Source organism: Paenibacillus sp. IHB B 3415 (genome assembly GCF_000802655.2).
In the GTDB taxonomy this organism is placed as follows: Bacteria; Bacillota; Bacilli; order Paenibacillales; family Paenibacillaceae; genus Paenibacillus_AQ; species Paenibacillus_AQ phytohabitans.
On the sequence record NZ_JUEI01000077.1, the window covers coordinates 1 to 24,063 of the forward strand.

Annotated in this window: 24 protein-coding genes; 22 read left to right on the forward strand and 2 right to left on the reverse strand. The window is 52.4% G+C overall.

Going from position 1 to position 24,063, the window contains the following annotated elements:
* On the reverse strand, window positions 1-429 hold a 429-nt coding region (locus QW71_RS28600; protein ID WP_039307409.1), incomplete at its 3' end, for a nucleotidyltransferase family protein.
* 203 nt (window positions 430-632) lie between these two features.
* On the opposite strand from QW71_RS28600, the gene QW71_RS28605 reads away from it, so the two are divergent.
* From QW71_RS28605 to QW71_RS28705, 21 genes are all read left to right on the forward strand, one after another.
* Window positions 633-1,154 carry a DUF177 domain-containing protein gene (locus QW71_RS28605; RefSeq protein WP_039307410.1) on the forward strand — a complete coding sequence of 174 codons (522 nt, stop codon included), beginning with the start codon at window positions 633-635 and terminating at the stop codon, window positions 1,152-1,154.
* Window positions 1,155-1,207: 53 nt separating this feature from the next.
* Window positions 1,208-1,381, forward strand: coding sequence for a 50S ribosomal protein L32 (rpmF, locus tag QW71_RS28610; protein ID WP_019911234.1), 174 nt, complete (start codon window positions 1,208-1,210; stop codon window positions 1,379-1,381).
* 314 nt (window positions 1,382-1,695) lie between these two features.
* Complete coding sequence (fapR, locus tag QW71_RS28615; protein WP_039307413.1) at window positions 1,696-2,292, forward strand: transcription factor FapR; 597 nt, start codon at window positions 1,696-1,698, stop codon at window positions 2,290-2,292.
* On the forward strand, window positions 2,276-3,265 hold the full coding sequence (gene plsX, locus QW71_RS28620; RefSeq protein WP_039307414.1) for a phosphate acyltransferase PlsX: 990 nt from the start codon (window positions 2,276-2,278) through the stop codon (window positions 3,263-3,265). Before fapR ends, plsX begins: the two co-directional genes overlap by 17 nt.
* An 8-nt stretch (window positions 3,266-3,273) precedes the next feature.
* Window positions 3,274-4,263 (forward strand): beta-ketoacyl-ACP synthase III, encoded by a 990-nt coding sequence (locus QW71_RS28625; protein ID WP_144026103.1) that lies wholly within the window; start codon window positions 3,274-3,276, stop codon window positions 4,261-4,263.
* 90 nt (window positions 4,264-4,353) lie between these two features.
* Window positions 4,354-5,277, forward strand: a complete 924-nt coding sequence (fabD, locus tag QW71_RS28630) for an ACP S-malonyltransferase (protein ID WP_039307419.1) — start codon at window positions 4,354-4,356, stop codon at window positions 5,275-5,277.
* Between the two features lie 51 nt (window positions 5,278-5,328).
* Entirely contained in the window at window positions 5,329-6,078 is a 750-nt protein-coding gene (fabG, locus tag QW71_RS28635; RefSeq protein WP_039307455.1) for a 3-oxoacyl-[acyl-carrier-protein] reductase, read from the forward strand.
* 121 nt (window positions 6,079-6,199) lie between these two features.
* Entirely contained in the window at window positions 6,200-6,433 is a 234-nt protein-coding gene (locus QW71_RS28640) for an acyl carrier protein (protein ID WP_039307421.1), read from the forward strand.
* Window positions 6,434-6,653: 220 nt separating this feature from the next.
* The gene (gene fabF, locus QW71_RS28645; protein WP_083442770.1) at window positions 6,654-7,892 is read left to right on the forward strand and encodes a beta-ketoacyl-ACP synthase II; all 1,239 of its coding nucleotides are present in this window, start codon (window positions 6,654-6,656) and stop codon (window positions 7,890-7,892) included.
* A gap of 12 nt (window positions 7,893-7,904) precedes the next feature.
* Window positions 7,905-8,609 carry a ribonuclease III gene (gene rnc / locus QW71_RS28650; RefSeq protein ID WP_039307426.1) on the forward strand — a complete coding sequence of 235 codons (705 nt, stop codon included), beginning with the start codon at window positions 7,905-7,907 and terminating at the stop codon, window positions 8,607-8,609.
* A 192-nt stretch (window positions 8,610-8,801) separates the two neighbouring features.
* Window positions 8,802-12,371: a chromosome segregation protein SMC gene (gene smc, locus QW71_RS28655; RefSeq protein ID WP_039307429.1), complete on the forward strand. Its 3,570-nt coding sequence runs from the start codon at window positions 8,802-8,804 to the stop codon at window positions 12,369-12,371.
* A gap of 146 nt (window positions 12,372-12,517) precedes the next feature.
* Window positions 12,518-13,516 (forward strand): signal recognition particle-docking protein FtsY, encoded by a 999-nt coding sequence (gene ftsY / locus QW71_RS28660; protein WP_039307431.1) that lies wholly within the window; start codon window positions 12,518-12,520, stop codon window positions 13,514-13,516.
* An 874-nt stretch (window positions 13,517-14,390) separates the two neighbouring features.
* Window positions 14,391-15,854, forward strand: a complete 1,464-nt coding sequence (locus QW71_RS28665; protein WP_039307434.1) for a circularly permuted type 2 ATP-grasp protein — start codon at window positions 14,391-14,393, stop codon at window positions 15,852-15,854.
* 58 nt (window positions 15,855-15,912) lie between these two features.
* Window positions 15,913-16,866: an alpha-E domain-containing protein gene (locus tag QW71_RS28670; RefSeq protein ID WP_039307436.1), complete on the forward strand. Its 954-nt coding sequence runs from the start codon at window positions 15,913-15,915 to the stop codon at window positions 16,864-16,866.
* Window positions 16,863-17,729, forward strand: coding sequence for a transglutaminase family protein (locus QW71_RS28675; RefSeq protein WP_039307438.1), 867 nt, complete (start codon window positions 16,863-16,865; stop codon window positions 17,727-17,729). The genes QW71_RS28670 and QW71_RS28675 overlap by 4 nt, the downstream gene beginning before the upstream one ends.
* A 184-nt stretch (window positions 17,730-17,913) precedes the next feature.
* Window positions 17,914-18,723, forward strand: a complete 810-nt coding sequence (locus QW71_RS28680; RefSeq protein ID WP_039307440.1) for an SDR family NAD(P)-dependent oxidoreductase — start codon at window positions 17,914-17,916, stop codon at window positions 18,721-18,723.
* A gap of 199 nt (window positions 18,724-18,922) precedes the next feature.
* Window positions 18,923-19,615 carry an epimerase gene (locus tag QW71_RS28685; protein ID WP_039307457.1) on the forward strand — a complete coding sequence of 231 codons (693 nt, stop codon included), beginning with the start codon at window positions 18,923-18,925 and terminating at the stop codon, window positions 19,613-19,615.
* A 36-nt stretch (window positions 19,616-19,651) separates the two neighbouring features.
* Window positions 19,652-19,996, forward strand: coding sequence for a DUF1801 domain-containing protein (locus QW71_RS28690; protein WP_039307442.1), 345 nt, complete (start codon window positions 19,652-19,654; stop codon window positions 19,994-19,996).
* A gap of 152 nt (window positions 19,997-20,148) precedes the next feature.
* Window positions 20,149-20,943: a DUF2087 domain-containing protein gene (locus tag QW71_RS28695; protein ID WP_083442771.1), complete on the forward strand. Its 795-nt coding sequence runs from the start codon at window positions 20,149-20,151 to the stop codon at window positions 20,941-20,943.
* A gap of 53 nt (window positions 20,944-20,996) precedes the next feature.
* Window positions 20,997-21,386 carry a GIY-YIG nuclease family protein gene (locus tag QW71_RS28700; protein WP_039307445.1) on the forward strand — a complete coding sequence of 130 codons (390 nt, stop codon included), beginning with the start codon at window positions 20,997-20,999 and terminating at the stop codon, window positions 21,384-21,386.
* A 65-nt stretch (window positions 21,387-21,451) separates the two neighbouring features.
* Window positions 21,452-21,850 (forward strand): DnaJ family domain-containing protein, encoded by a 399-nt coding sequence (locus QW71_RS28705; RefSeq protein WP_039307447.1) that lies wholly within the window; start codon window positions 21,452-21,454, stop codon window positions 21,848-21,850.
* A gap of 68 nt (window positions 21,851-21,918) precedes the next feature.
* Here the strand turns inward: QW71_RS28705 and QW71_RS28710 are convergent, their stop codons facing one another.
* Complete coding sequence (locus QW71_RS28710; RefSeq protein WP_039307449.1) at window positions 21,919-22,959, reverse strand: hypothetical protein; 1,041 nt, start codon at window positions 22,957-22,959, stop codon at window positions 21,919-21,921.
* A gap of 118 nt (window positions 22,960-23,077) precedes the next feature.
* Between QW71_RS28710 and QW71_RS28715 the strand changes: the two genes are divergently transcribed.
* On the forward strand, window positions 23,078-24,063 hold a 986-nt coding region (locus QW71_RS28715), incomplete at its 3' end, for a helicase-related protein (RefSeq protein ID WP_039307453.1).

Genomic DNA, 24,063 nt, shown 5'->3' on the forward strand with positions numbered 1-24,063 from the left:
GTATGCGGCGGGGAATCCCGCGCCCTGCGCCATGCGCGCGCGGATCTCATCCTTAAGCGCGCTGCTCTCCTCGGCCAGGAATCCGGCCAGGGGCAGCAGCGCGCCCAAAGTGCCGGCTTCGGAGCCGAAGCACAGGCTGTCGACGGCGCCGGTCGCCTCCAGCAGGAATACCGCTCCGAAGGCGAACCATTCCGCCGGCTGGACGGCATACGCCACCGGCAGCTCAATCACGAGGTCGGCGCCCATATGCAGCGCCATCTCGGTGCGGGCACGCTTGCTGACCGCAGCCGGCTCGCCGCGCTGGGTGAACGGGCCGCTCATGATGACGATGGAGCTTTCGGCTCCAGAGATTCTTTTGGCCTCGCTGAAATGGTGGACATGCCCGTTATGTAAAGGGTTATATTCGGCTATAATGCCTACAGTTGTCACGTTTGCTTCACGCCCTATTCTGGGATATCTGACGATTGGGGTTCCGGGTTCAGGCTCATTCCTTCCCGTTTTTGCAGATTTCTTGCATTTAACTTATGTATATCATAAATTGTCTCTGTCCCTGAAACAATATAAAGGAAAAATGGTTGACAAAGTCCGGTAATAATAGGTATAATAAATTTTGTTTGTTTGGAGTGATAACTATGAACATTCACTTTCGCAAATTAGCGAATGCCGACGAGCCCCTGGTCCTCCACGATGTTGTGGATGTCAGTGAGGTTGTCAAAGGGCGCAAGGATATTCTTGCTGTTGCACCACTCTCAGTAGACCTTAAAGCGCTGCCCGCGGGAACCGATAGTGTGAACGTGGTGGGAACACTGAGTGGAGAAGTGGACATGTTATGTTCACGTTGTCTCACGGAGGTTAACAGTAAGCTGAACATTCCTTTCGCTGAGACTTTCAAGTGGCTTAAACAGCCAATTCTTCCGGAAGATGAAGGTGAGGAACTCATTTACATCAAGGATGAGATTGTGGATCTTATCCCCTATGTGGAAGAAAATTTCGTACTGCACTTACCGGATTCGGTATTGTGCAAGGCAGACTGTCTTGGTCTTTGTCAGAAATGCGGACAGAACTTGAACGAAGGCACCTGCAGTTGCGACAACACAGTGATCGATCCAAGACTCGCTGGGTTGAAAGGATTCTTTACCAAGCAAGATAACTAAGAACAAATCCCGGGTTATAACGGGTCAAAACCAAAATCAGGAGGTTGATTAACATGGCAGTACCACAACGCAGAACGTCCAAGACACGCCGTGACAAGCGTCGTACTCACTTTAAACTGGTGGTTCCAGGTATGGTGAAATGTGAACAATGCGGAGAGCTGAAACTGGCTCACCACGTATGCAAAGTTTGCGGAACCTACAAAGCAAGAGAGATCATCAAACAATAGTTTGCATATTTGCATATAAGAGTAGCACTTCATCTGCCGGTGAAGTGCTATTTTTTTGGGGATATATGAATTTATATGCTTCACATGATAGTTTATCCTTCTAATTCTCGCACCGTTTCCCCAAGTCCGCCGCGGGTTTGCGCGGGTTTTCAAGTCAAAGCTTTATTTTTGCGGCGTCATGCTTTATACTACATATTAGTACCTGGTTCTAATTGTTAATTAAGAACAGAGAGTTATAACTACAAGCGGCCACTCTTGCGGCCGGATGCTTTTCATTAGAGGCATGTGCCAGGAGGTGAGTCGCCATCGAACGGTTGTCCAAGAAAGAACGGCAGCAGCAGCTGCTCTCAATCATAGAAGGTAATCCTTTTGTAACGGACCGGGAATTGACCCGCCAGCTGAAGGTGAGCATTCAGACGATCCGGCTGGACCGGATGGAGCTGGGGATTCCGGAGCTGCGTGAACGGATGAAGCAAATGGCAGAGCACTCCTATGATCAGGTCCGCTCCCTGCCTGTTGACGAAGTGGTTGGTGACATAGTCGATTTGCAGCTGGACCGGAGCGGGATTTCTATTTTTGAGATCCGTGAAGAGCATGTCTTCTCCAGAAACGGGATTGCCCGCGGCCATTATGTCTTCGGCCAGGCGAATTCGCTGGCAGTTGCTGTTATCAATGATGAAATTGCCCTGACCGCTTCAGCCGATATCCGGTTCGTGCGCATGGTCCGGCTGGGTGAGAAATGTATCGCCAAAGCGCAGGTACGCTCGCTTGCGGGCCGGAACGGCAAAGCTGAGGTGGACGTGTTTACATATGTTGGAGAAGAACTGGTATTTCAAGGCCATTTTGTAGTGTACCGTTCTGCAATTGAAGAGTACAGCGAAGGGGGAAACCGGAGTGCTGATCGCCATTGATGCCATGGGCGGGGATAATGCTCCTGAGTGTAATGTAGAAGGGGCCCTGGCTGCAGCTGCGGAGTGGAGTGATACGCAGATCGTGCTGGTCGGTGATGAAGCCAGACTTGCGCCGCTGCTGAAGAACAAGCCGTCTAATGTGACGGTGCGTCATGCGGGGGATGTGATCGGTTCCGATGAGGAGCCGGTGAAGGCGGTCCGCCGTAAAAAGGATTCGTCCATGGTAGTCGCCGGACGGATGGTGCGCGAAGGTGAAGCCGATGCCATGATCTCGTCAGGCAATACCGGAGCACTTATGACTACGGGGCTGCTGGTTGTGGGAAGAATGCAGGGTATAGAACGTCCTGCCCTGGTGGCGATGATACCGACGCTGGATGATGTCGGCGTATTAGCCCTGGACCTGGGTGCCAATATGGATGCCAAGCCGCAGCATCTGGCCCAATATGCCCTGATGGGCAGCATATACCGCAATAAGGTGCATGGTATTGCGAAGCCCCGGGTAGGCCTGCTGAACGTAGGGACAGAGCCGGGCAAGGGGAATGAGCTGACCAAAGAAGCTTATCCGCTGCTTGAAGCTTTGACAGGGATTCATTTTGTCGGCAATGTGGAGGCACGGGATGTGCTCACCGGAGCCTGCGATGTGCTGGTCTGCGACGGCTTTGCCGGCAATATCCTTCTGAAGACACTGGAAGGAACGGCAGGAGCCATGTTCTCTCTGTTGAAGGAGCAATTCAGCAAGTCGCTTAAGACCAAGCTGGGCGCAGCCATACTGATGCCGGAGCTTAGAAGTCTTAAGGGCAAAATGGATTATAAGGAGCACGGCGGAGCGCCGCTGCTCGGTCTTAGCGGTCTCGTAGTGAAGGGGCATGGTTCCTCCGATGGCAACGCGGTGAAGAATGCGGTAAGGCAGGCCCGGATTGCGCTGCAGGCGGATCTGGTAGCCAGTATATCCAGAGAAATTAGCGGGAAGTGAGTGACGATATGAAACAATTACGTCCGGTAGGAATCATTGGTACAGGTAAATATGTACCCGAAAGAATATTGACCAACAGCGATCTGGAAAAGATCGTCGACACAAACGATGAATGGATTGTCAGCCGTACAGGAATCCGGGAACGGCATATTGCCGCTCCGGAACAAGCCACCTCCGATCTTGCTTATGAAGCAGCGCTGAAGGCACTGGAATCCGCTGGTATGAAGGCGGAAGAGCTTGATCTTATTATTGTGGCCACAGTTACACCGGACAGCACTTTCCCATCCACAGCCTGTATTCTTCAGGACAAGCTGGGCGCTAAGGGGGCTGCGGCCTTTGACCTGTCGGCAGCCTGCTCCGGGTTCGTCTACAGTCTGGCTACGGCAACCGGCTTTATCCAGAACGGAATGTATAACAATGCGCTTGTTATCGGTGCGGACACATTGTCGCGCATCACGGATTATACAGACCGCAATACCTGTGTGCTGTTCGGCGATGGTGCCGGCGCAGTCATTGTAGGTGAAGTTCCGGAAGGCCGCGGCTTCCAGTCCTTCGATCTTGGCGCTGAAGGTTCCGGCGGCAGCCTGCTCAAGATGGAAGCAGGCGGTTCACGTCTGCCGGCCTCCCAGCAGACGGTAGAAGACAAGAAGCATTTCATCTATATGAACGGCCGTGAAGTATTTAAGTTCGCAGTGCGCGTTATGGGCACTGCTACGGAACGTGTGCTTACCAAAGCGGGATTGACCAAGGAGAATATCGACTTGTTCGTGCCTCACCAGGCCAACATCCGGATTATTCAATCGGCGATGCAGCGTCTGGATCTGCCGCCTGAGAAATGCGTCATCAATGTGGATAAATATGCGAATACTTCAGCGGCGTCCATTCCGCTGGCACTTGTGGAAGCAGCAGAGGAAGGCCGGATGAAGGAAGGCGACACTGTGCTTATGGTCGGCTTCGGCGGCGGACTCACCTGGGGAGCTTCCGTACTGATCTGGTAAAGAACAGGGCATTACTAACAGAACGAAGCGGTTCTATCCGGGCGTAAGGCGGGAGGAGCCGCTGTTAACGGGAAGGGAGCTTTTAGCATCATGGGTAAAATCGCATTTGTCTTTCCCGGTCAGGGTGCACAGGCAGTTGGTATGGGTAAGGATGTATATGAAGCCCTGCCGCAGAGCCGTGCAGTATTTGAAAAGGGTGACGAAGTACTTGGATTTCCGCTAAGCAAGCTTATATTTGAAGGACCTGAGAGCGAGCTTAAGCAGACTGTCAATACACAGCCGGCATTGGTTACAGCCAGTGTGGCCTATCTGGAAGCTCTGCAGCATTTAGGTGTAACGCCTGATTATGTAGCAGGTCACAGTCTGGGTGAATACAGCGCTCTTGTAGCCGCCGGGGTCCTCTCTTATGAGGATGCAGTGCGGCTGGTACGTCTGCGCGGACAATTCATGGAAGAAGCTGTACCAGGAGGACAAGGGGCTATGGCTGCTACACTTGGCGCAGACCGTGCAGCCCTCACGGAACTTTGCCGCAGTATTTCAGAGGCTGGCAATTCCGTTGAGCTGGCTAACGTCAACTGCCCGGGACAGATCGTGGTTTCCGGCACCGTGGCTGGCGTGAATGAAGTGGTGCAGCGTGTTAAGGAAGCAGGCGGCAAACGGGCAATTCCGCTGGAGGTCAGCGGCCCGTTCCACTCCTCATTAATGAAGGAAGCCGCTGAACAGCTGGCTGCAGAGCTGCAGAAAGTAACTTTTAATACTCCTGTTATGCCGGTAATCGTCAATGTCACAGCTGCCCCGGTTACGGATCCGGAAGAGATCCGTAATCTGCTGGTAGCGCAGGTATTCTCTCCTGTACTCTGGCAGGACAGCGTGGAATGGCTTATTGCAGACGGCGTGGACACTTTTGTAGAGATCGGCTCCGGCAGCGTGCTGGCAGGCCTGATCCGCAAAATTGACAAGAATGTTAAGCTCGTGAATATCAACAGCCTTGAGAGCGCTCAGACTGGCTGGTAATCCGCTTGGCATGAGAATAGCGGCATGATTATTGAAGGGGGACAACTGGAAATGTTTGCAGCACTCAAAGGTCAGACCGCCCTTGTTACCGGCGGTTCCCGGGGGATTGGCCGCGCAATTGCACTGGCACTGGCGGAGCAGGGCGTGAAGGTTGCCGTGAACTACTCGGGCAGCCTTCAGGCGGCAGAGGAAACTGTAGCCCGGATTCAGGAGCTGGGCTCGGAAGGAATTGCTCTGCAAGGGAATGTCGGTAACAGCGAACAGGCGGAGAACCTCGTGAAAGAGGTTATTAACACTTGGGGGAAAATTGATATTCTTGTGAATAATGCCGGCATTACCCGGGATAATCTGATTATGCGCATGAAAGAGGAAGAATTCGACCAGGTCATCGAGACGAATCTGAAGGGTGTGTTCAATTGCCTGAAGGCAGCGACACGTCCGATGATGAAGCAGCGTTACGGCCGGATCATCAATATTTCCTCTGTCGTGGGTGTGACGGGTAATCCCGGTCAGGTGAACTATACGGCTGCCAAAGCAGGGGTTATCGGGATGACGAAATCCGCGGCACGCGAGCTGGCTTCACGGGGAATTACCGTGAACTGCATTGCGCCAGGGTTCATCGATACCGATATGACCCGTGAGCTGTCCGATGAAGTCCGCAGTGAGCTGGTTAAGGGTATTCCCCTTGCCAAGCTTGGGCGGGCGGAGGACATTGCTAATACGGCGGTATTCCTGGCCTCGGAAGGGGCAGCCTACATGACAGGCCAGACACTTCATGTGGATGGCGGAATGTACATGTAAGGTAACGCTAGCGTTAGATCATTACGGGGGAAGAGAGCAGAGGCGGCCAGAAAGCGTTTTTTGTGCTCTATGGTATTTTGACTTCATATCTCGTATAATACCAAAAGAGGAGGTGAACCGGATGTCCGATGTATTGGAGCGTGTAAAACGCATTGTCATCGACCGCTTAGGTGCCGATGAAGCTGAGGTAACATTAGAAGCGTCTTTCAAAGATGATTTAGGTGCTGATTCTCTTGATGTAGTAGAATTGGTTATGGAATTGGAAGATGAATTCGATATGGAAATCTCTGATGAAGATGCAGAGAGTATTACGACCGTGGGTGAAGTTGTGAAGTACATACAATCTCATACCTAGAGTCATATGATTGAGGGTCCCGTTCCTGCCAGGGCGGGACTTCTCCTCATTTTAAGGTAATTTAAGACAGCAGCAAAGGGTGCATGAGCATCTTTATGGGGAAAATAACAGAACCGCAGATTGGTTAATTTTGCGGCGACTGCAGTTTATATAGACTTCTGGCCGGAATACATTTACATGTTGTAGAAGTATATACAGCCTACAGATGGGGTGAACGCGTTTGAGTCAAAGAGTGGTTGTTACAGGTATGGGAGTGATGACATCGCTGGGCAAGGATCTGGAAACGTTCTGGGACAGTCTGATGAGCGGTACATCCGGAGTATCTCTTGTTGAAGCTTTTGATGTCAGTGAATATACTACGCGAATCGCAGCTTCGGTCAAGGATTTCAATGCTGAGGAACGTTTCGGCCGTAAGGAAGCCCGCAAGATGGACCGTTTCGTGCAATTTGCGGTTGCTGCCGGCGAAGAAGCCCTGAAGGACAGCGGACTGAAGATTGGTGAAGATATCGATGCTGAGCGTATCGGCGTTTCTGTCGGCTCCGGTATCGGCGGTCTGGGTACTTGGGAAGACAATCACAATCTGCTGCTGGAAAAAGGCCCGAAACGGGTCAGCCCGTTCTTCATTCCAATGATGATTGCCAACATGGGCTCCGGCCAGCTGTCGATCAATCTCGGTGCCAAAGGTCCGAATACAACGACGGTAACCGCTTGTGCGACAGGCAGCCATTCCATTGGCGAATCCTTCCGCCTGATCCAGCGCGGTGATGCGGATGCGATGATCTGCGGCGGTGCAGAAGCAACCATCCGTCCTACAGGTATGGCAGGCTTTTGTGCAATGAGAGCCATGTCCACCCGCAATGACGAGCCGCAGAAGGCAAGCCGCCCGTTCGATGTTGACCGTGACGGTTTTGTTATGGGTGAAGGCGCAGGAATCCTGATTCTCGAATCTCTGGAGCATGCAGAGAAACGCGGAGCCAAGATTTACGCCGAAGTGATTGGTTATGGCCTGAGTGCCGATGCCCATCATATGACGGAGCCTGATCCTGACGGTGCAGCACGCTGCATGAAGATGGCGATCCGCGATGCCGGAATTAATCCGGAGGATATCGATTACATCAATGCGCATGGTACATCTACACCGGTAGGCGACAAGTCGGAAACCGCGGCTGTGAAGAAAGCTCTGGGTGAGCACGCGTACAAGGTAGCAATCAGTTCCACCAAATCAATGACAGGCCACTTGCTTGGCGCTGCCGGCGGTGTGGAAGCGATTATCTGCGGTCTTTCGCTGCAGAAGGGCATGATTGCTCCTACGATTAATTTGGACAACCCTGATCCGGATTGTGATCTGGATTATGTTCCGAATGTGCCCCGCAAAGCGGATCTAAATATCGCGATGTCGAATTCATTCGGATTCGGAGGCCATAACGCGACTGTTATACTCAAAAAATATAATAAGTAGGGGGACAGTGCAGTGAAAGGAGACCTGAAGCAGTTACAAAGCCAACTTCAAATCCAATTTCACGATCCTGTACTTCTGAAGCAGGCTTTTACCCATGCATCTTATGTGAACGAACACCGTTTCAATCAGCATCAGGACAACGAGCGTCTGGAATTTCTGGGTGACGCTGTGCTGGAGCTTACGGTGTCCGAATACTTGTACAATCTGCTCCCGGACAGGCCTGAAGGGGAACTGACCAAGCTGCGTGCCGCTATTGTATGCGAGCCGTCGCTGGTCCGGTTTGCCGAGACGCTCGGTTTCGGACGGTTTGTGCTGCTGGGTAAAGGGGAAGAACTTACGGGCGGGCGTACCCGCCCGGCTCTGCTGGCCGATGTGTTTGAAGCCTTCGTGGGAGCGCTTTATCTCGATCAGGGACTGGAAACGGCCCGGAAGTTTCTGGATAATCACGTTTTCCCGCTGGTCGAAACCGATGGTAAGCTGCAAATGCAGATGAGCGATTTCAAAACAGAGCTTCAGGAACTGATACAGCATCATGGCATGGGTACGCTGGAATATCGGATTATTGAAGAACGCGGACCGGCGCACGAGCGCGAATTCGTATCTGAAGTGTTCATGGCCAGCCGATCGCTGGGCAGCGGCAGCGGCCGTTCCAAGAAGGAAGCGGAACAGCAGGCAGCGGCAGCGGCGTTATTGCGTCTGAAGGAAGACGGTGCCTGAGGTAGACTTGAACAGCAAAGCTGAGCAAGCGGAGTAGAGCAGCAATGGTCTGAATGCCGGCGTTTAGGCGGAAGTCAGACTTTTGCTGCTCTTTTTCGAAATGAAGGATGTAACAGGGTGCCCGGATTGGAGTTTGACGATTCTAGGCAAGGAAACGCTATGGTATAATGGGTTAGAGGTGATAGGCGAGTTATGTTTCTGAAACGGATTGAATTAGCGGGCTTCAAATCATTTGCCGACAAAACGGAAATGGAATTTGTGCGCGGAATTACGGCCGTAGTCGGCCCGAACGGAAGCGGCAAAAGTAATATTTCTGACGGCATACGCTGGGTGCTTGGCGAACAGAGTGCCAAATCACTGCGCGGCGGTAAAATGGAGGATATTATCTTTGCAGGAAGTGACGCCCGCAAAGCGGTCAATTACGGCGAGGTCTCCCTTACGCTGGATAATGAGGATCATGTACTGCCGCTGGATTTCAGCGAGGTTACGGTTACCCGCCGTGTGCACCGCAGCGGAGAAAGTGAATATTTAATCAATAAGCAAGCCTGCCGGCTGAAGGATATCACAGAGCTGTTTATGGATACCGGGATCGGCCGCGAGGCTTATTCGATTATTGGACAAGGCCGGATTGAAGAGATACTCAGTACCCGTTCTGAAGACCGGAGGGGGATTTTTGAAGAGGCTTCGGGGATTGTTAAATATAAATCACGTAAAAAAGACGCCGGACGCAAATTGGACGAGACCGAGCAGAATTTGCTGCGGATTCATGACCTGATCAGTGAGCTTGAGGATCAGGTGGGGCCGCTGAAGGATCAGTCTGAGAAGGCAATCCGTTACAAGGAACTGCGTGAGCAGCTGAAGCATCTGGAAATCTCCGTATATGTGCATCAGATTGAAGGCATACATACGGCCTGGCAGGAGGGGAATGCCCGGCTTGAGCTGCTGAAGGATGAACAGCTGGAGCTGTCGACAGTAGTCTCCGCCCATGACGCCAAGCTGGAGAGCGGCCGTGCCGAGCTGCGGAGCCTGGAGCAGGAAGTGGAGAAGCTGCAGGAGCAGCTGCTGCATTACAGTGAAGCGAATGAGAAGAGCGAAGGCTACGGAGAGCTGCTGAAGGAACGCCGCCGCAACCTGGAGAACAACCGCGAACAGCTGATGCAGACGCTGGGTTCTGTAGGGGAGCGTTCTGAGGGACGGCAGCGCGAGCTGGCGGAGCTTGAGCATAAGCTGAAGCAGTCCCGGCAGGCGCTGGAGGAACTGCGTCTGCAGCTGGCTGATGAAGAATCCCGGCTGCAGGGTGTTGCCGGGGGTATCAGCCAGAGTAAGGAAGAGAAGCTGAAGAGCGCGCTGCTCGAGCTGATGAACCTGATGGCTCAGGCGCGCAATGAAATCCGCTATGCGGATCAGCAGAAGGAGAGCCTGGAGAAGCGGATGAGCCGCAGCCAGGAAGAGAGCGGCAAATGGACAGCCCGGCTGGAGGAGCTGACCTCTGCCCAGAGCGGGCTTAAGGATAAGATTGCCGGACTCGGCAAGGAAATCGGCCTTTTGCGCGGTGCGTACATTACGGAGAGCGAGCAGACCGGTAAGCGGCAGAAGCTGCTGGAGGAAACGCAAAGCGGCCTGCGCAAATGGGAGCAGAAACGCGAAGCCCAGGTCTCCCGGCATGAGACGATGAAGGAAATGCAGGATGATTTTGACGGATTCATGCTTGGGGTTAAGGAAGTGCTGAAAGGTGCACGCAAAGGACAGTTAACCGGTGTACACGGCGCGGTTGCTGAACTAATCTCCGTTCCGGAGAAGCTCGAAATGGCTATCGAGACGGCCATGGGCGCTTCACTGCAGCATGTTGTTATGGAGAACGAAGCTGTGTCCCGGCAAGCGATTGCTTTCCTGAAGCAGCGCCAGCTTGGACGGGCGACCTTTCTGCCGCTGGATGTGATCCGGCCCCGGCAGATTACCGGCAGTGACCGCAGTATGGTGGAAGGTGCCGAGGGGTTTGTCGGGATCGGTTCTGAGCTGGTTGGTTTTGAAGAGAAGTATTCTAACATTGTAGGGAGTTTACTGGGGAATGTGGTTATCGCTGAGAGCCTGGAGCAGGCGAACCGCATTGCAGCCAAATGCCAATACAGGTACAGAGTCGTAACGCTTGAAGGTGATGTTGTCAATGCCGGCGGTTCGATGACCGGGGGCAGCCAGCATAAGAAGAACAACAGTCTGCTCAGCCGCAAACGGCAGCTGGACCAATTGTTCGGCGAGATTGAAGAGAGCGAGCAGCAGATCGCCAAGCTGAAGCAGGGAATCCTCCGTCTGCGCGCCGAGCAGGATAAAGCGGCGCTGAAGCTGGAAGAGCTGCGGCATGACGGTGACGAGAAACGTCTGGAAGAGCAGCGGGTATCCGGTGATCTGAAGCAGCTGGAGCAGGAGCTTCGCCACGTCAAGGAGCAGGTAGAGGGTGCAGGCGCAGAGCGCAGCGGATTCGAGAATGAGGTCCGCGGCTTCGAAGAGACCCGCAAGCAGGCGGAGGCGGAGCTTGCACGGCTGGAGAAGGAAGAGAAGGAAGCCCACGAGGCCATCCGGAATGCCGAATCCGACCGTAAGGCAAATGAAACCGCCAAGGAAGAGCTGCAGGGTAAGCTGACAGGCATGAAGGTTACGGAAGGGAAGCTAGACCAGGAGATATTCTCCCTGGAGGAGCAGCTGCGGCGTATGAGACAGGATGCCGGCTCGCAGGAGAAAGAGCTGCGGCAGAGCCGCAGCCTGCTGATGACCATCGAGCAGGATCTGGAAGAGAATACACGCGAAGCTGTGAAGCAGAAGGAAGATGTGAACAGCTTACGGCTTAAGAAGGAAGATACCTCAGCGAAGCTCGACCTGGCCCGTGCCGACCGCACCGCGATCTCTCGCAAGCTGGAGCTGGCCGAAGGAGAGACAAAAGACCAGCGGCAGGCGCTTAAAGTGGTTGAAGACAAGCTCCGTTCAACGGAGGTTGCCGTCGGGCGGCTGGATGTAGAGCTGGATAATATACTGCGCAAGCTGAGCGATGATTATGAACTAAGCTATGAGCTGGCTAAGCAGCGTTATCCGGTTCCCGAGGATGTGCCTGCAGCGCAGATGGAAGTACAGCGTCTGAAGCGCAGCATCTCCGGACTGGGTGAGGTGAACCTGGGCGCCATTGAAGAGTATCAGCGGGTGCATGAACGCTATACCTTCCTCAGCGGACAGAAAGATGATCTGGTCGAAGCCAAAACTACGCTGTATCATGTCATTCATGAGATGGAAGAGGAAATGTCCAAACGCTTCAAGCAGACCTTTGATGCTATCCGCCGTGAATTCGGCACGGTATTCTCAAAGCTGTTCGGTGGTGGACGGGCAGACCTGATGCTGCTTGATCCGGAGCATATGCTGGATACGGGGATTGATATTGTCGCCCAGCCTCCGGGCAAAAAACTGCAGAACCTGCAGCTTCTGTCCGGCGGGGAACGCGCATTGACCGCTATGGCCCTGCTGTTCGCGATTCTTCAGGTCAAGCCGGTGCCGTTCTGCGTACTGGATGAAGTGGAAGCGGCGCTGGATGAAGCCAATGTCGTGCGCTTCGCCCAATATCTGCGCGAGTTCTCGGAGCAGACGCAGTTTATCGTAGTCACCCACCGCAAAGGAACGATGGAGGAAGCCGATGTTCTCTATGGCGTGACCATGGAAGAAGGCGGCGTATCCAAGCTCGTGTCGGTGCGGCTGGAGGATGATGAGGCGGAAATCGCCTGATAGGCAGATGCTTACGAAGTGAGTTTTATTGCGGAGTAATTCTAAGCAGTATCGCTTCATAAAACTTAAGCTTAGGCTTACGAAGTTATTTTTGTACGAAGCGAAATCTATGGAGTTGATCCTTACAAAAATTTAGGAGGAACAATATGAGTTTTTTTAAGAAACTGAAAGAAAGCATCTCCGGTAAAACGGAAAGCGTAACGAAACAGTTCCGCGACGGCCTGGAGAAGACCCGCAAGGGCTTCGTTGAGAAGGTCTCTGATCTGATCATCCGCCGCAAAAAGATAGATGAAGAATTCTATGAAGAGCTGGAAGAGATTCTGATTGGTGCCGATGTTGGCGTTAATACAGTAATGAATCTGGTGGAAGAGCTGCGCGTCGAAGTGAAGCAGAAGCGAATCGAGGATGCTGCAGAGCTGCAGCCGATTCTCTCCCGCAAGCTGATGGAGCTGTTACGCGGTGATGACGACAATAGCCTCAAGGAAAATCCGGATGGGATTACAGTGATTCTGTTTGTCGGTGTGAACGGGGTCGGCAAGACTACGACGATCGGTAAGCTGGCGCACCGTTATAAGCAGGAAGGCAAGAAGGTGCTGCTGGCGGCAGGCGATACTTTCCGTGCGGGAGCAATTGAACAGCTTGAGGTCTGGGGCCAGCGCGCCGGCGTGGATGTGATCAAGCAGCAGGCAGGTTCAGACCCGGCAGCTGTTATGTTCGATGCGGTACAGGCTGCCAAGCAGCGTAACGTAGACGTACTGATCTGCGATACCGCCGGCAGACTGCAGAACAAGAGCAATCTGATGGAAGAGCTGAACAAAATCTTCCGGGTCATTCAGCGCGAAATACCGAGTGCCCCGCATGAGGTACTGATGGTGCTGGATGCAACGACCGGCCAGAATGCACTGAGCCAGGCCAAGCTGTTTGGAGAGAAGAGCGGCGTGACCGGGCTGGTGCTGACTAAGCTGGACGGTACCGCGAAGGGCGGAATTGTAGTAGCCATCCGCCAGGAGATGAATCTGCCGGTGAAGCTGGTGGGTCTGGGTGAGAAGATAGAAGACCTCCAGCCGTTTGATTCCGACCAGTTCGTGCATGCCCTGTTCGCAGGCATGATCTCCGAAGAGGAAGAGACCGAAGGACAAGCGTAATATCCGGGGTCTCAACTCCTGCTGCATCAGTATGAACGTAATCTATTAGGCCTCCAGGGAGCGAAAATGCCCCGGGGGCTTTTTTGTATGGGAAACTGTAGACTGCATGAATTGTGAAAACGGCATTGATGAATCCGGAAATTAGGAAATTAGGAAATCAGTAAATCCGGAAATCCGGAAATAAGGAAGTATAGCATACGAAGAACCAGCTTCATGGGGGGAGTGGAAGTGGGAGGTAAGAGGAAGCTGCAGCCAGTATGGGGAGCGGCCTGAGAGGAGCTTATTTCCTGAAAAAACCGCTTAATGATAGTGAAGCGGACTGAGATTCCGTTATCCTGTTCATTTGAGCTGAAAATGAGGCGTCAGAAGTCATATAAGGGATTCTCAGTCCGAATGCTCCGCAAATCGCCGGAATTTGCAAGAATAGCTGAATTTCAGTCCGCATCATAGGTGATGGGCATGAAGCAGCCCCACTCACTTCTTTAAGGCATGAAGCGATCGAACACACTTTTTTAAGTCATGAAGCAGCCCGCCCACATTTAAATAGAAGGAACGGCTGTTGTTTTACCGAAATCACTATAAAAAAACATTATATGAAAAATTCATAATAGTACTGCTTGTCAACGCTCCTGCATACAATTTGATGTATGATTCTCATTAGCACGCCTCCAAAGCACCTTTAAGAGAAAGGAAGCGATTCCAATCATGCGGGATGGTTCATAAACTCCATTTTGCTGTTATATATATTGACATGAACATTATCATTTACGTATTATGAAGTTAGTATTTAATATTTTCATGATAAATTTCTAAAAAGTAAGCTAATTTGTCAATAAACTTTACACATTACACTGATCCGAGAGGAGTCGGGCTCATGTCCAAACTAGATCCTTTGCCCGGTGTAGCTCCGTATCCATTGCAGCATTTTTACGACGAAATGTATGCCGATGAACGGAGTATCCGGCCTCATTACAAGCATGTGAACCGCATGTTTTCCGGGATGAGCCCCGAAGAGCTGCAAGGCAAGCAGAAGCTGATGCAGCGTCGGATGATGGAAGAAGGCATTACTTTTACACTCTACAACCCGGCACAGGATCAACCGATGGAGCGGACAATTCCCTTCGACATGATTCCACGGATCATTCCAAAGGCAGAATGGGAGCGGCTTGAAGCAGGCATTATGCAGCGGATTACAGCACTTAACCTGTTCATTCATGATATTTACCATGAGCAATATATCGTGAAGGACGGGATTGTACCCCGGCGGATGATTATATCTAACTGCTATTTCCGGCCGGAAATGACTGGACTTCGGGTCCCTGGCGGTGCGTACGTTACTACCTCGGGGATCGACCTGATCCGCCATCATGACGGTGAGTATTATGTGCTTGAAGATAACTTGCGTACGCCTTCCGGATTCTCCTATTTATTCAAAGGCAGATCCCTTATGAACCAGCTCTTTCCCGAATTATCGTTCGCCAGCTCTATCCGCGATGTGGATCACAGCCTGAACCGGTTCCTGTCGGTGCTTCGCAGCCTCTCCCCTTCGCGCACCAAAGATCCGGTGATCGCTTTGCTGACCCCTGGCGAATATAACTCCGCGTATTACGAGCATGCTTTTCTCGCTCAGCAAATGGGAATCCACCTGGTAGAAGGACGGGATCTGGTAGCCCAGGACCACAAGATCTACCTGAAGGAAATGAATGGCCTGCGCCGCGTAGATGTACTGTACCGCCGTTTGGATGATGATTTCATCGATCCTTTGGCTTTTCAGCCCAGCTCACTGCTTGGGGTTGCCGGCTTAATGAATGCCTACCGTGCCGGGAATATCGCAATTGCCAATGCACCAGGAACCGGCGTCGCAGATGACAAGGCCATGTATGTGTATGTGCCGGATATGATCCGTTATTATCTCAATGAAGAACCGATTCTGGGCAATGTTCCGACATACCTGTTATCCCGGCCGCAGGAGCGGCAGTACGTGCTGGATAATCTGTCCGAAATGGTGGTGAAGGAGACCTCGCTCTCCGGCGGATACGGCATGCTGATCGGAAGCGAGGCGACCAAGCAGGATCTGGTGGATTTCCGGCTCAAAATTCTGGCGGAACCGGAGCGGTATATCGCCCAGCCCATAATGTCGCTGTCCCGTGCACCGGTATTGTCGGGAGCGTCCATGGCGCCGCGCCATATTGATCTTAGAGCGTTCGTGCTGATGGGGGCTGACCGCAAGCCCCATGTGATTCCCGGCGGTCTTACCCGGGTGGCGATGCGCGAAGGCTCGCTGGTCGTGAACTCATCACAAGGCGGCGGAGTGAAGGACACTTGGGTAATGGCCTAACGTGATATGGATTCACCAATAATGCAGCATCAATATGTAAGGTGAAGGGGTGGCTACGATGCTGAATCGCAATGCGGAGGCTTTATTCTGGATTGGCCGGTATATAGAACGGGCCGAGAATCATGCAAGGCTGATCGATGTGCATTATCATATTCAACAGGAAGAGGATTTCCAGGCGGAGGGCCATAAGTGGTCGAGGCTGATTGATGCGCTTGGTGTCCGGAATGAATATCTGCAGCAATTCGAGAGCTTCGCCGAGCAGGATGTGCTGTCCTTCATCACACTGGATCTCGGTAATACGAATTCATTATTCTCCTGCGTGCATCAGGCAAGGAACAATCTGCGCACCCTGCGCCAGCATTTGCCCAGTGAGCTGTGGGATATAGCCAACAGCTTCAATCTGTGGCTTGGCGAGCAGTCGGTAGCAGATATTATGAGCAGCCCCCACCAGTTCTATCAGCAGATCAAAGAACGCGCCGCCATGTTCCTCGGAGCAGAACAGTCGGTGATGCTTCGCGGGAACGAATGGCATTTCATTGAAAGCGGCCGGTTCCTGGAACGGGCCGAGAATACAACGCGTATTCTTCAGGCAGTAACGGTATCCTGCAAATCGAAGGATATCAATTCAATCTATACGCAGTTGCAAGCGGTGCTGAAATCGGTGAGCGGGTATCAGGCATTCCGCCGGTATTACGCGGATGATATGTCGCCGGAGTGCATTTTGGAATTCCTGATTGTAAATCCGCATTTCCCGCGTTCCATAAGATTCTCCTTCCATAAGCTGGAGGAGCATCTGGCTAAGCTGGAGCTGGATAGCTCCGAGAAGGGCTCGGGGCATGAGAAGGTCATCCGCCAGGCGGGGAAGATCAAAGCCGAGCTGGACTATATGGAGAAGGAAGAAATGTCCGGTGACTTGGTCGAGGATGTTCTGCAGGCTCTGATGTTATCCTGCCAGAAGCTCGGCAAAACGATGGAGGGTGCATTTTTTCGCCGTGAAGGAGTCTCGGTATGAAGATCCAAATCAATCACACGACAACCTACACTTACTCGGAGCCGGTGACGGACAGTGTCAATGAGGTCAGACTGACGCCGCGCACCAATTACCGCCAATCCTGTTACCATCATGAGGTGGAGGTGCATCCGCCGGCCAATCTGTTGACCTATGAAGATTTCTTCGGCAACCGCGTCCATGCCTATTCAGTGAACAAGCCGCATACGGAGATGGTGATTCATACCAAAGCGACGGTGGTGACGCTCGACAAAGCCCAGGGTGCGGACCTGCCGCATATCCCGCTGGAGGAGCAGGTAAAGCTGCTTAATGACGAGAAGTTCCAGAACCGCTATGTGGAGTTTATTCTGCCGACAAGGTATACCGAGGTGACGCCTGAGCTGGTGGAGTTTGCTTCACAGCATCCTTTTGAGGAAGCCGAGGATATGTATGAGTGGACCAAGAAGCTCTCCTCAACGATCTATGAACAGTTCACGTATGACCCTGAAGCGACCAGCGTAAACACAACGGTCAAAAAAGCGCTGAAGCTCAAACGCGGGGTCTGTCAGGATTATGCGCATCTGATGATTGCCGTCTGCCGCAGTGTAGGGCTGCCGTCGCGTTATGTGAGCGGGTATCATTTTGTCGGCGATCTGCAGGGGGGCAATGCCAATTTCGAGCAGGCCTCGCATGCCTGGGTAGAGACCCATATTCCGGGAACGGGCTGGCTGGGCTTCGATCCGACCAATAATGTTGAAGTCAGCTGGCGGTATATCAAGCTTGGACATGGTCGGGATTACAAGGATATTGTTCCGGTCAAAGGCGTCTACCGCGGGGTAGCGGGCACCCTTACAGTTAAAGTGGATGTCCGTCGGCTGGATAATTAAAGACAACAGGCAGGACCTCACAAAGGTGGGGTCCTTTCTTATTGTGATCGTGTGATTAACCTGTGCAAGTTGCACAAATTTTGTGCAATTTTTGCATAAAATGATTATAATCCAGGCTCAAATGGGTAATCTTGAAACAGAGCCATTCTCATGAAGATGGACGATACGGAAGGAGAGAGTACATATGAGCCCAAATATAGCTAAAAAGCAGCGTTTTCTCGGGAAAACAGCCATAATTACAGGTGCGGGCTCGGGGATCGGCAGAGCGGCCGCGATTCAGATGGCGCGTGAAGGTGCGAATGTGGCCTTATTCGATCTGGTGAATGAACGTACCTCGATCCTGGAGCAGAAGCTGAACAAGCAGCGCAAAGACTGCGCATTAGCCCTTGATGTGGATACTTCGGATGCCGTGCGGATGGAAGAAGCGGTGCGCAGGACCGTGGAGCATTTCGGAGGGATTGATATTGTCTTCGCGAATGCCGGCATTAACGGAGCGGTCGGTCCGATTGAGGAGCTGAGCCTGAGTGATTGGGAGAAAACCATATCAGTCAATCTGACGGGTACGTTCCTGACGTTGAAATACAGCATTCCCCACCTGAAGGAGAAGGGCAAAGGCAGCATCATTATCACCAGCTCGATTAACGGCAACAGCAGATTCGCCAGCTTCGGCTGGTCACCATACAGTACAACCAAGGCAGGCCAAGTGGCGTTTGCCAAGATGGCCGCGCTGGAGCTGGCCAAGTTCAAAATCCGCGTGAATGTCATTTGCCCGGGAGCAATATCCACGAATATCGATGAAAGCACAGAGTTCAATGAGGATGTGGAATCGATTGTGATTCCGATTGAATTCCCCGAAGGTGCACAGCCGCTCGCAGACGGTCCGGGTAAACCTGAGAATGTGGCTGATCTGGTGGCGTTCCTGGCTTCGGATGAGTCGATCCATATTACAGGTGCGCAGATTGTTATAGATGGAGCGGAGTCATTGTTATCTTGAGTAGCTTGTATAAATAGGTTGTAGAAAATAACCTTGTCCGAAGATCCGGTGATCTGGACAGGGTTGTTTTTTATGTGACCGCTTTATTATAATTGAATGGACTAACCGCGATGATGATATCAAACGTAAAGAGACTGAGCGGGCTGATATAGCCTTGAAGTCAGTTGTGCAGGCTGTTACACAGAAAGCAGGCGAATATATGAGATCATCCCAACCTATAACAGCAGGAGGCAAAATTCGTACAATCATTACCGGTTCTACCGGTATGGTGGGTGAAGGCGTGCTGCATGAATGCCTTACGCATCCTCAGGTGGAACAGATACTGCTGATCAACCGCCGTCCCTCCGGAATTTCGCATCCTAAAGTAACCGAAATAATCCATGAGAATTTCTATGATCTCAGCAGCATCAGCGGGAAACTTGCGGGCTATAATGCCTGTTACTTCTGCCTCGGGGTATCATCGGTCGGGTTGAAGGAAGAGGAATACCGCAGGCTGACCTATGATCTTACGATGCATGTGGCCCGGCAGCTGTCTGCCTTGAATCCGGAAATGGTCTTCTGCTATGTGACCGGATCAGGAACGGACAGTACAGAACAAGGGCGCAGTATGTGGGCCAGAGTGAAGGGCAAGACAGAGAATGATCTGCGCAAACTGCCGTTCCGGGGAACCTACTTCTTTCGTCCGGGGTTTATCCGGCCTACTCCGGGCTTGACCCGCACACATAAATATTATTATGCTATTGGATGGATGTACCCCGTGCTTCGCGCCTTATTTCCGGGGTATGCCGTGACTCTGCAGGAAATTGGACTGGCCATGATTCATATTGTGAGCCGGGGCCATGACCGTGATATTGTGGAGAACCGGGATATTGCTGCTATAGCCAAACCGTAAGAGCCTGCATCACATCCTCCAGAAAAAGGTGATTCCATGAACGAAGAGGTTACAAAGTTCATTGCTCAAATCAAAGCACCCTGGCAAGCGGAGATATGCTCTAAATTGCGTCAAGTGATTCACGAAACTATCCCTGACGTGACGGAACGGATTCAGTATGGCAAACCGCATTTTCTCAAAAACGGGAAATATGCAGCTGTAATCTCCACCGCCAAAGGCTGGGTGAGCTTCTCCATATTCAATGCAGCAGCGCTGGAGGTACCTGAAGGCCAATTCGAAGCGGGAAGCGGGGACCGTCTGACAACCAAGCTGCCTGAGGGCAAGACTGTCGATTATGAACTGCTGTCCTCCTTGCTGAAACAAGCCTCGGATTCATTATAGAACGAATAATCAAATACCCACAGCCGGGATACAGAGACACTGCCAGGATTGGCGGTGTTTTTGTTTTTTAAACAAACAATCTAATTAGATGGTTGTAAAATAACAAACGTAATGATATTATGTCTATATAAAAACAAACAAAGAATGTGGTGATCCAGTTGTCGGAAGGAAATGAAGCAATCCGAATTTCGGAGAAATTCTGGAATGCTTCTATTGCAGAATTGAAGCAGGGCTATACCTGTGAAGGTGACGGACACCTGGCTGTGTTCCAGTGTCTGGTCTGCGGTAAGCAATTCGAGAAGGGTATTATTTATAAGGATGGGGACCGATTCTATGAAGCTGAGAGGTTCGCAGCCCTGCATGTAGAGAGTACGCATGGGGGGATGTTCACTTGGCTGCTTACGCTGGATAAGAAGCTGACCGGATTAACGGAGCTGCAGAAGGGTCTGCTGCAGGCCTTCCGTCAAAGTCTCAGTGACGCTGAGGCTGCCAAAGAGCTGGGAATCGGCAGCACGTCTACAGTCCGCAATCACCGGTTCACCCTTAGGGAGAAGGTGAAGCAGGCCAGGCTGTTCCTGGCTGTAATGGAGCTGGCCGAAGAGAAGCCGGGGGCTTCATCCCCTTTTGTCAGTATTCCGCGTACGGCTGTGATGGTTGATGAACGGTTCGCCATTACTGAACAGGAGAATACCGAGATCTTGGGTGCGTATTTCAAACAGGGCCTGGACGGCCCCTTATCAGAGTTCCCGAAGAAACAGAAACGCAAAGCGGCAATTCTGCGGCATTTGATCCAGCGTTTTGAGACGGGACGTCAGTACAGCGAGAAAGAAATTAACGCCGTGCTGGAATCGGCTTATCCCGATTATGTGACGCTGCGGCGCTACCTGATCGATTACGGACTGCTGGACCGCGAAGATGACGGAAGCAGCTACTGGGTGAAATTATAGCGCAGTTTAAGGGAGAACATAGACTAGCGCAGATATGAAGGAGAGACAAGAGAATGGACAAATCAAGACGCAAAGAGCTGGGATATAATTATGCGCACTCGCACAGGCCGATGGGGGTATACAGAATTGTAAATACCGGCAACGACAAAGCGTATGTAGGAAGCAGCCTGAATCTCGACGGAGTCTGGAACAAGCATAAGTTCATGCTGGATATCAACAACCATGATAACAAGGAGCTGCAGGCCGATTGGAATAAATATGGTGAGGCCGGATTCCGTTTTGAGGTATTGGAGCAGATTAAGCCTGAAGAAGATTTCGTGGCAGATGTACAGGAGCTGAAGAAATACCGCAAAATGCTGCCGGAGCTGGAGAACAAATGGCTGGAGCAGCTGTCTCCATACGGGGAGCGGGGTTATCATAAGCAGAAGGTAACCCGGGAATGAATTTCATCAGTGCCTGTGCTAAAATAAGGGCAAACAGCAGGTGCTGGCGAATGGAGCGGTGTGTAATGGCTATATTATCTTGGCTTGCAGAACAGAGAATTCAGGAGGCCATGCGCAGCGGAGAGTTTGCTAATCTGCCTGGGCATGGCAAGCCGCTGGAACTGGAGGATCTCTCGGGAGTGCCTGAGGATCTGCGGATGTCCTATAAGGTCATGAAGAATGCCGGGCTGCTGCCCGAAGAAGTATCGCTGCGTGCGGAGTGTGTAACCCTGGAAGAATTGCTGGCAGCCTGCCATCGCAGCGGGAACAGCGCTAGCGGCGAACGCAAGGAGCTGGAATCCAGGCTGTCCCTCAAGCGCCTGCGTCTGCAGGTCCTGCTGCAGGAACGCGGACTGGACCGCAGTGCGGCTTATATGGATTACGGCGATAAGATCCGGCAGCGCTTTGAAGGAATGGACGAGTAAGGAATATGTAGGAGCAGCCTCCGGTTTGAAGAACTGGGGGCTGTTTTCTATATTACATTGAAGAGTTTTTACGGCAGAGGAGTATAGATATAGAAACCGCGCTCTTCGTGGATAATGCCTTGCTCGGCGAGTGCCAGGACCGCCTCGACCAACTGATTCGTATCAAGACTAGAAGCTTGGGCTAAAGCAGAACGGAGTTCTGCGGAGTCTGACGGAAGGTGGAGCTTGTCTATCAGTATGCGGTCAAGGACAACCCCTTCTGCCAGATTGGCATAACTGGAGAGGAATGCCCGGTTCACGCTGGCAGACCCGCCCTTCAGCTCAAACTCAGTATATAGATTCCCGACTATGAAGGGCGGGGATTCGAGATTGATCAGTCTCTTAACAATCCATGATGAGGAGGGAGCTGTTCCGTTCTCTTGCAGGCTGTAAGCAGTAGGTGTACCTATATCTATCAGATCAGACTGGCTGAGCGGATTCGGCAGAGAAGAATTGATCTTCAAGCGGCGGATATCTTCATCCAGCAATCGTAGATTCTGCGTCAGTCCGTATTTTGCCAGCTTGACTTGCAGGGTGTACCCGTCCATCTGTGTGGCCGCTGCAGCGGGCTGCTCATCTGCCAGTGACCACAGCAGGGTGAAGCCTCTCCCGGGTTCATAACTATACAGCCATTGCTCCAAAGTACTGCCGATACTGTTAGTGGGCCAAATGATGCTTGCGAGAAGGAATGACTGCGTGCCTGTATCCGCGGCAGAAGCGTAGAGTATCTCAAGCTTCAATTCCGTATGAGGGGACAGTTCAGTATCCGCGGAGCTATAATTAGAAGGAACCTGTGTCTCCAGGCTACCGTCGCGCAGAAGAAAACCATGATTAAAGACGAATTGCAGCTGCTGCTGAACTTTGTCCCCTGAAGAGACGGACATTGCGGCAGACCGGGTTTCCGGCGAAAAGACGGGCTTAAGCTCCGGGACGGGATGCACGGCAGGAATAGAGGTCTGGCTGCTGGCGTAAGCGGGGGAGCTGGCGGTATCTTTGGGCGTACACCCGCTTAGTGCATTTAACGCCAAAACTGACATAGAAATGAGTCTGATCACTTTTATAATCTTCATATGGCTGAACTCCTTGATATCCGGGCCGGTTTCGCCCATGATAATGAAATGGATATAGCTGATTAAAGTATGTTAATTCCAATTATACCTAATTTGTAGCGGATGATGGAGAGATGAAATGAAGCAGCTTCCAATTATGCAGGTGCTCCCTGACCTGAAAAGAATATTTACAGATACTACCGCGGCAATACTGATCGCCGAGCCGGGAGCGGGTAAGACAACAGGGACCCCGCCGGCTTTCTTGGACGAGCCTTGGCTGGCCGGCAAAACCATTCTCATGCTGGAGCCCAGGCGTCTAGCAGCCCGTTCGGCGGCGGCTTATATGGCTTCCTGTCTCGGTGAAACGGTCGGCCAGACGGTCGGATACCGGATGCGGATGGATACCAGGGTAGGCAGGAATACGCGTATCGTTGTTGTTACAGAAGGCGTACTAACTAGAATGCTGCAAAGCGATCCTGCGCTTGGTGATGTCGGACTCGTGATTTTCGATGAATTTCATGAGCGGAGCCTGCATGCTGATCTGGGGCTGGCGCTGACGCTCGAAGCGCAGAGTGTGCTGCGGGAGGATCTGCGCATTCTGGTGATGTCGGCGACACTGGATGGTGAGCGGGTATCGGCTCTGCTTGGCGGGGCGCCGGTAGTCAATTGTCCGGGACGGACTTATCCGGTTGAAACGGTGTATGTACCGGGCCCCGACAAGATTTATCCAGAGATAGCGGCAGCGGCTGCCGTGCGCCGGGCACTTGCCGAGCAGCCGGGGGATGTACTGGTCTTCCTGCCGGGCGAACGGGAGATCCGCCGGACGGAGCAGGAGCTGGCCTCCGGTGGTCTTCCGGAGGGAACTGTGCTGCGTCCGCTCTACGGCCAGCTGCCGCAGCAGATGCAGGATGCAGCGGTCGCGGCGGCTGTACCGGGAGAACGCAAGGTCGTTCTGGCGACATCCATCGCCGAGACCAGTCTGACGATTGAAGGTGTGCGCACGGTGATTGACACGGGTCTAAGACGGACCCAGGTGTTCTCTCCGCGCACCGGCATGCCGCGGCTGACCACGGTGCCGGTCTCGAAGGCCTCGGCGGATCAGCGGCGCGGCCGGGCCGGCCGCAC

Excerpts from the sequence above, each read along its gene's own strand:
- QW71_RS28685 (WP_039307457.1), top strand. The coding sequence starts at position 18,923 with ATGAGATCATCCCAACCTATAACAGCAGGAGGCAAAATTCGTACAATC.
- fabG (WP_039307455.1), top strand. The coding sequence starts at position 5,329 with ATGTTTGCAGCACTCAAAGGTCAGACCGCCCTTGTTACCGGCGGTTCC.
- QW71_RS28705 (WP_039307447.1), top strand. The coding sequence starts at position 21,452 with ATGGCTATATTATCTTGGCTTGCAGAACAGAGAATTCAGGAGGCCATG.
- QW71_RS28665 (WP_039307434.1), top strand. The coding sequence starts at position 14,391 with ATGTCCAAACTAGATCCTTTGCCCGGTGTAGCTCCGTATCCATTGCAG.
- QW71_RS28670 (WP_039307436.1), top strand. The coding sequence starts at position 15,913 with ATGCTGAATCGCAATGCGGAGGCTTTATTCTGGATTGGCCGGTATATA.
- fabD (WP_039307419.1), top strand. The coding sequence starts at position 4,354 with ATGGGTAAAATCGCATTTGTCTTTCCCGGTCAGGGTGCACAGGCAGTT.
- QW71_RS28640 (WP_039307421.1), top strand. The coding sequence starts at position 6,200 with ATGTCCGATGTATTGGAGCGTGTAAAACGCATTGTCATCGACCGCTTA.
- QW71_RS28680 (WP_039307440.1), top strand. The coding sequence starts at position 17,914 with ATGAGCCCAAATATAGCTAAAAAGCAGCGTTTTCTCGGGAAAACAGCC.
- QW71_RS28605 (WP_039307410.1), top strand. The coding sequence starts at position 633 with ATGAACATTCACTTTCGCAAATTAGCGAATGCCGACGAGCCCCTGGTC.
- QW71_RS28625 (WP_144026103.1), top strand. The coding sequence starts at position 3,274 with ATGAAACAATTACGTCCGGTAGGAATCATTGGTACAGGTAAATATGTA.
- QW71_RS28690 (WP_039307442.1), top strand. The coding sequence starts at position 19,652 with ATGAACGAAGAGGTTACAAAGTTCATTGCTCAAATCAAAGCACCCTGG.
- QW71_RS28710 (WP_039307449.1), bottom strand. The coding sequence starts at position 22,959 with ATGAAGATTATAAAAGTGATCAGACTCATTTCTATGTCAGTTTTGGCG.
- QW71_RS28700 (WP_039307445.1), top strand. The coding sequence starts at position 20,997 with ATGGACAAATCAAGACGCAAAGAGCTGGGATATAATTATGCGCACTCG.
- smc (WP_039307429.1), top strand. The coding sequence starts at position 8,802 with ATGTTTCTGAAACGGATTGAATTAGCGGGCTTCAAATCATTTGCCGAC.
- ftsY (WP_039307431.1), top strand. The coding sequence starts at position 12,518 with ATGAGTTTTTTTAAGAAACTGAAAGAAAGCATCTCCGGTAAAACGGAA.
- QW71_RS28675 (WP_039307438.1), top strand. The coding sequence starts at position 16,863 with ATGAAGATCCAAATCAATCACACGACAACCTACACTTACTCGGAGCCG.
- rpmF (WP_019911234.1), top strand. The coding sequence starts at position 1,208 with ATGGCAGTACCACAACGCAGAACGTCCAAGACACGCCGTGACAAGCGT.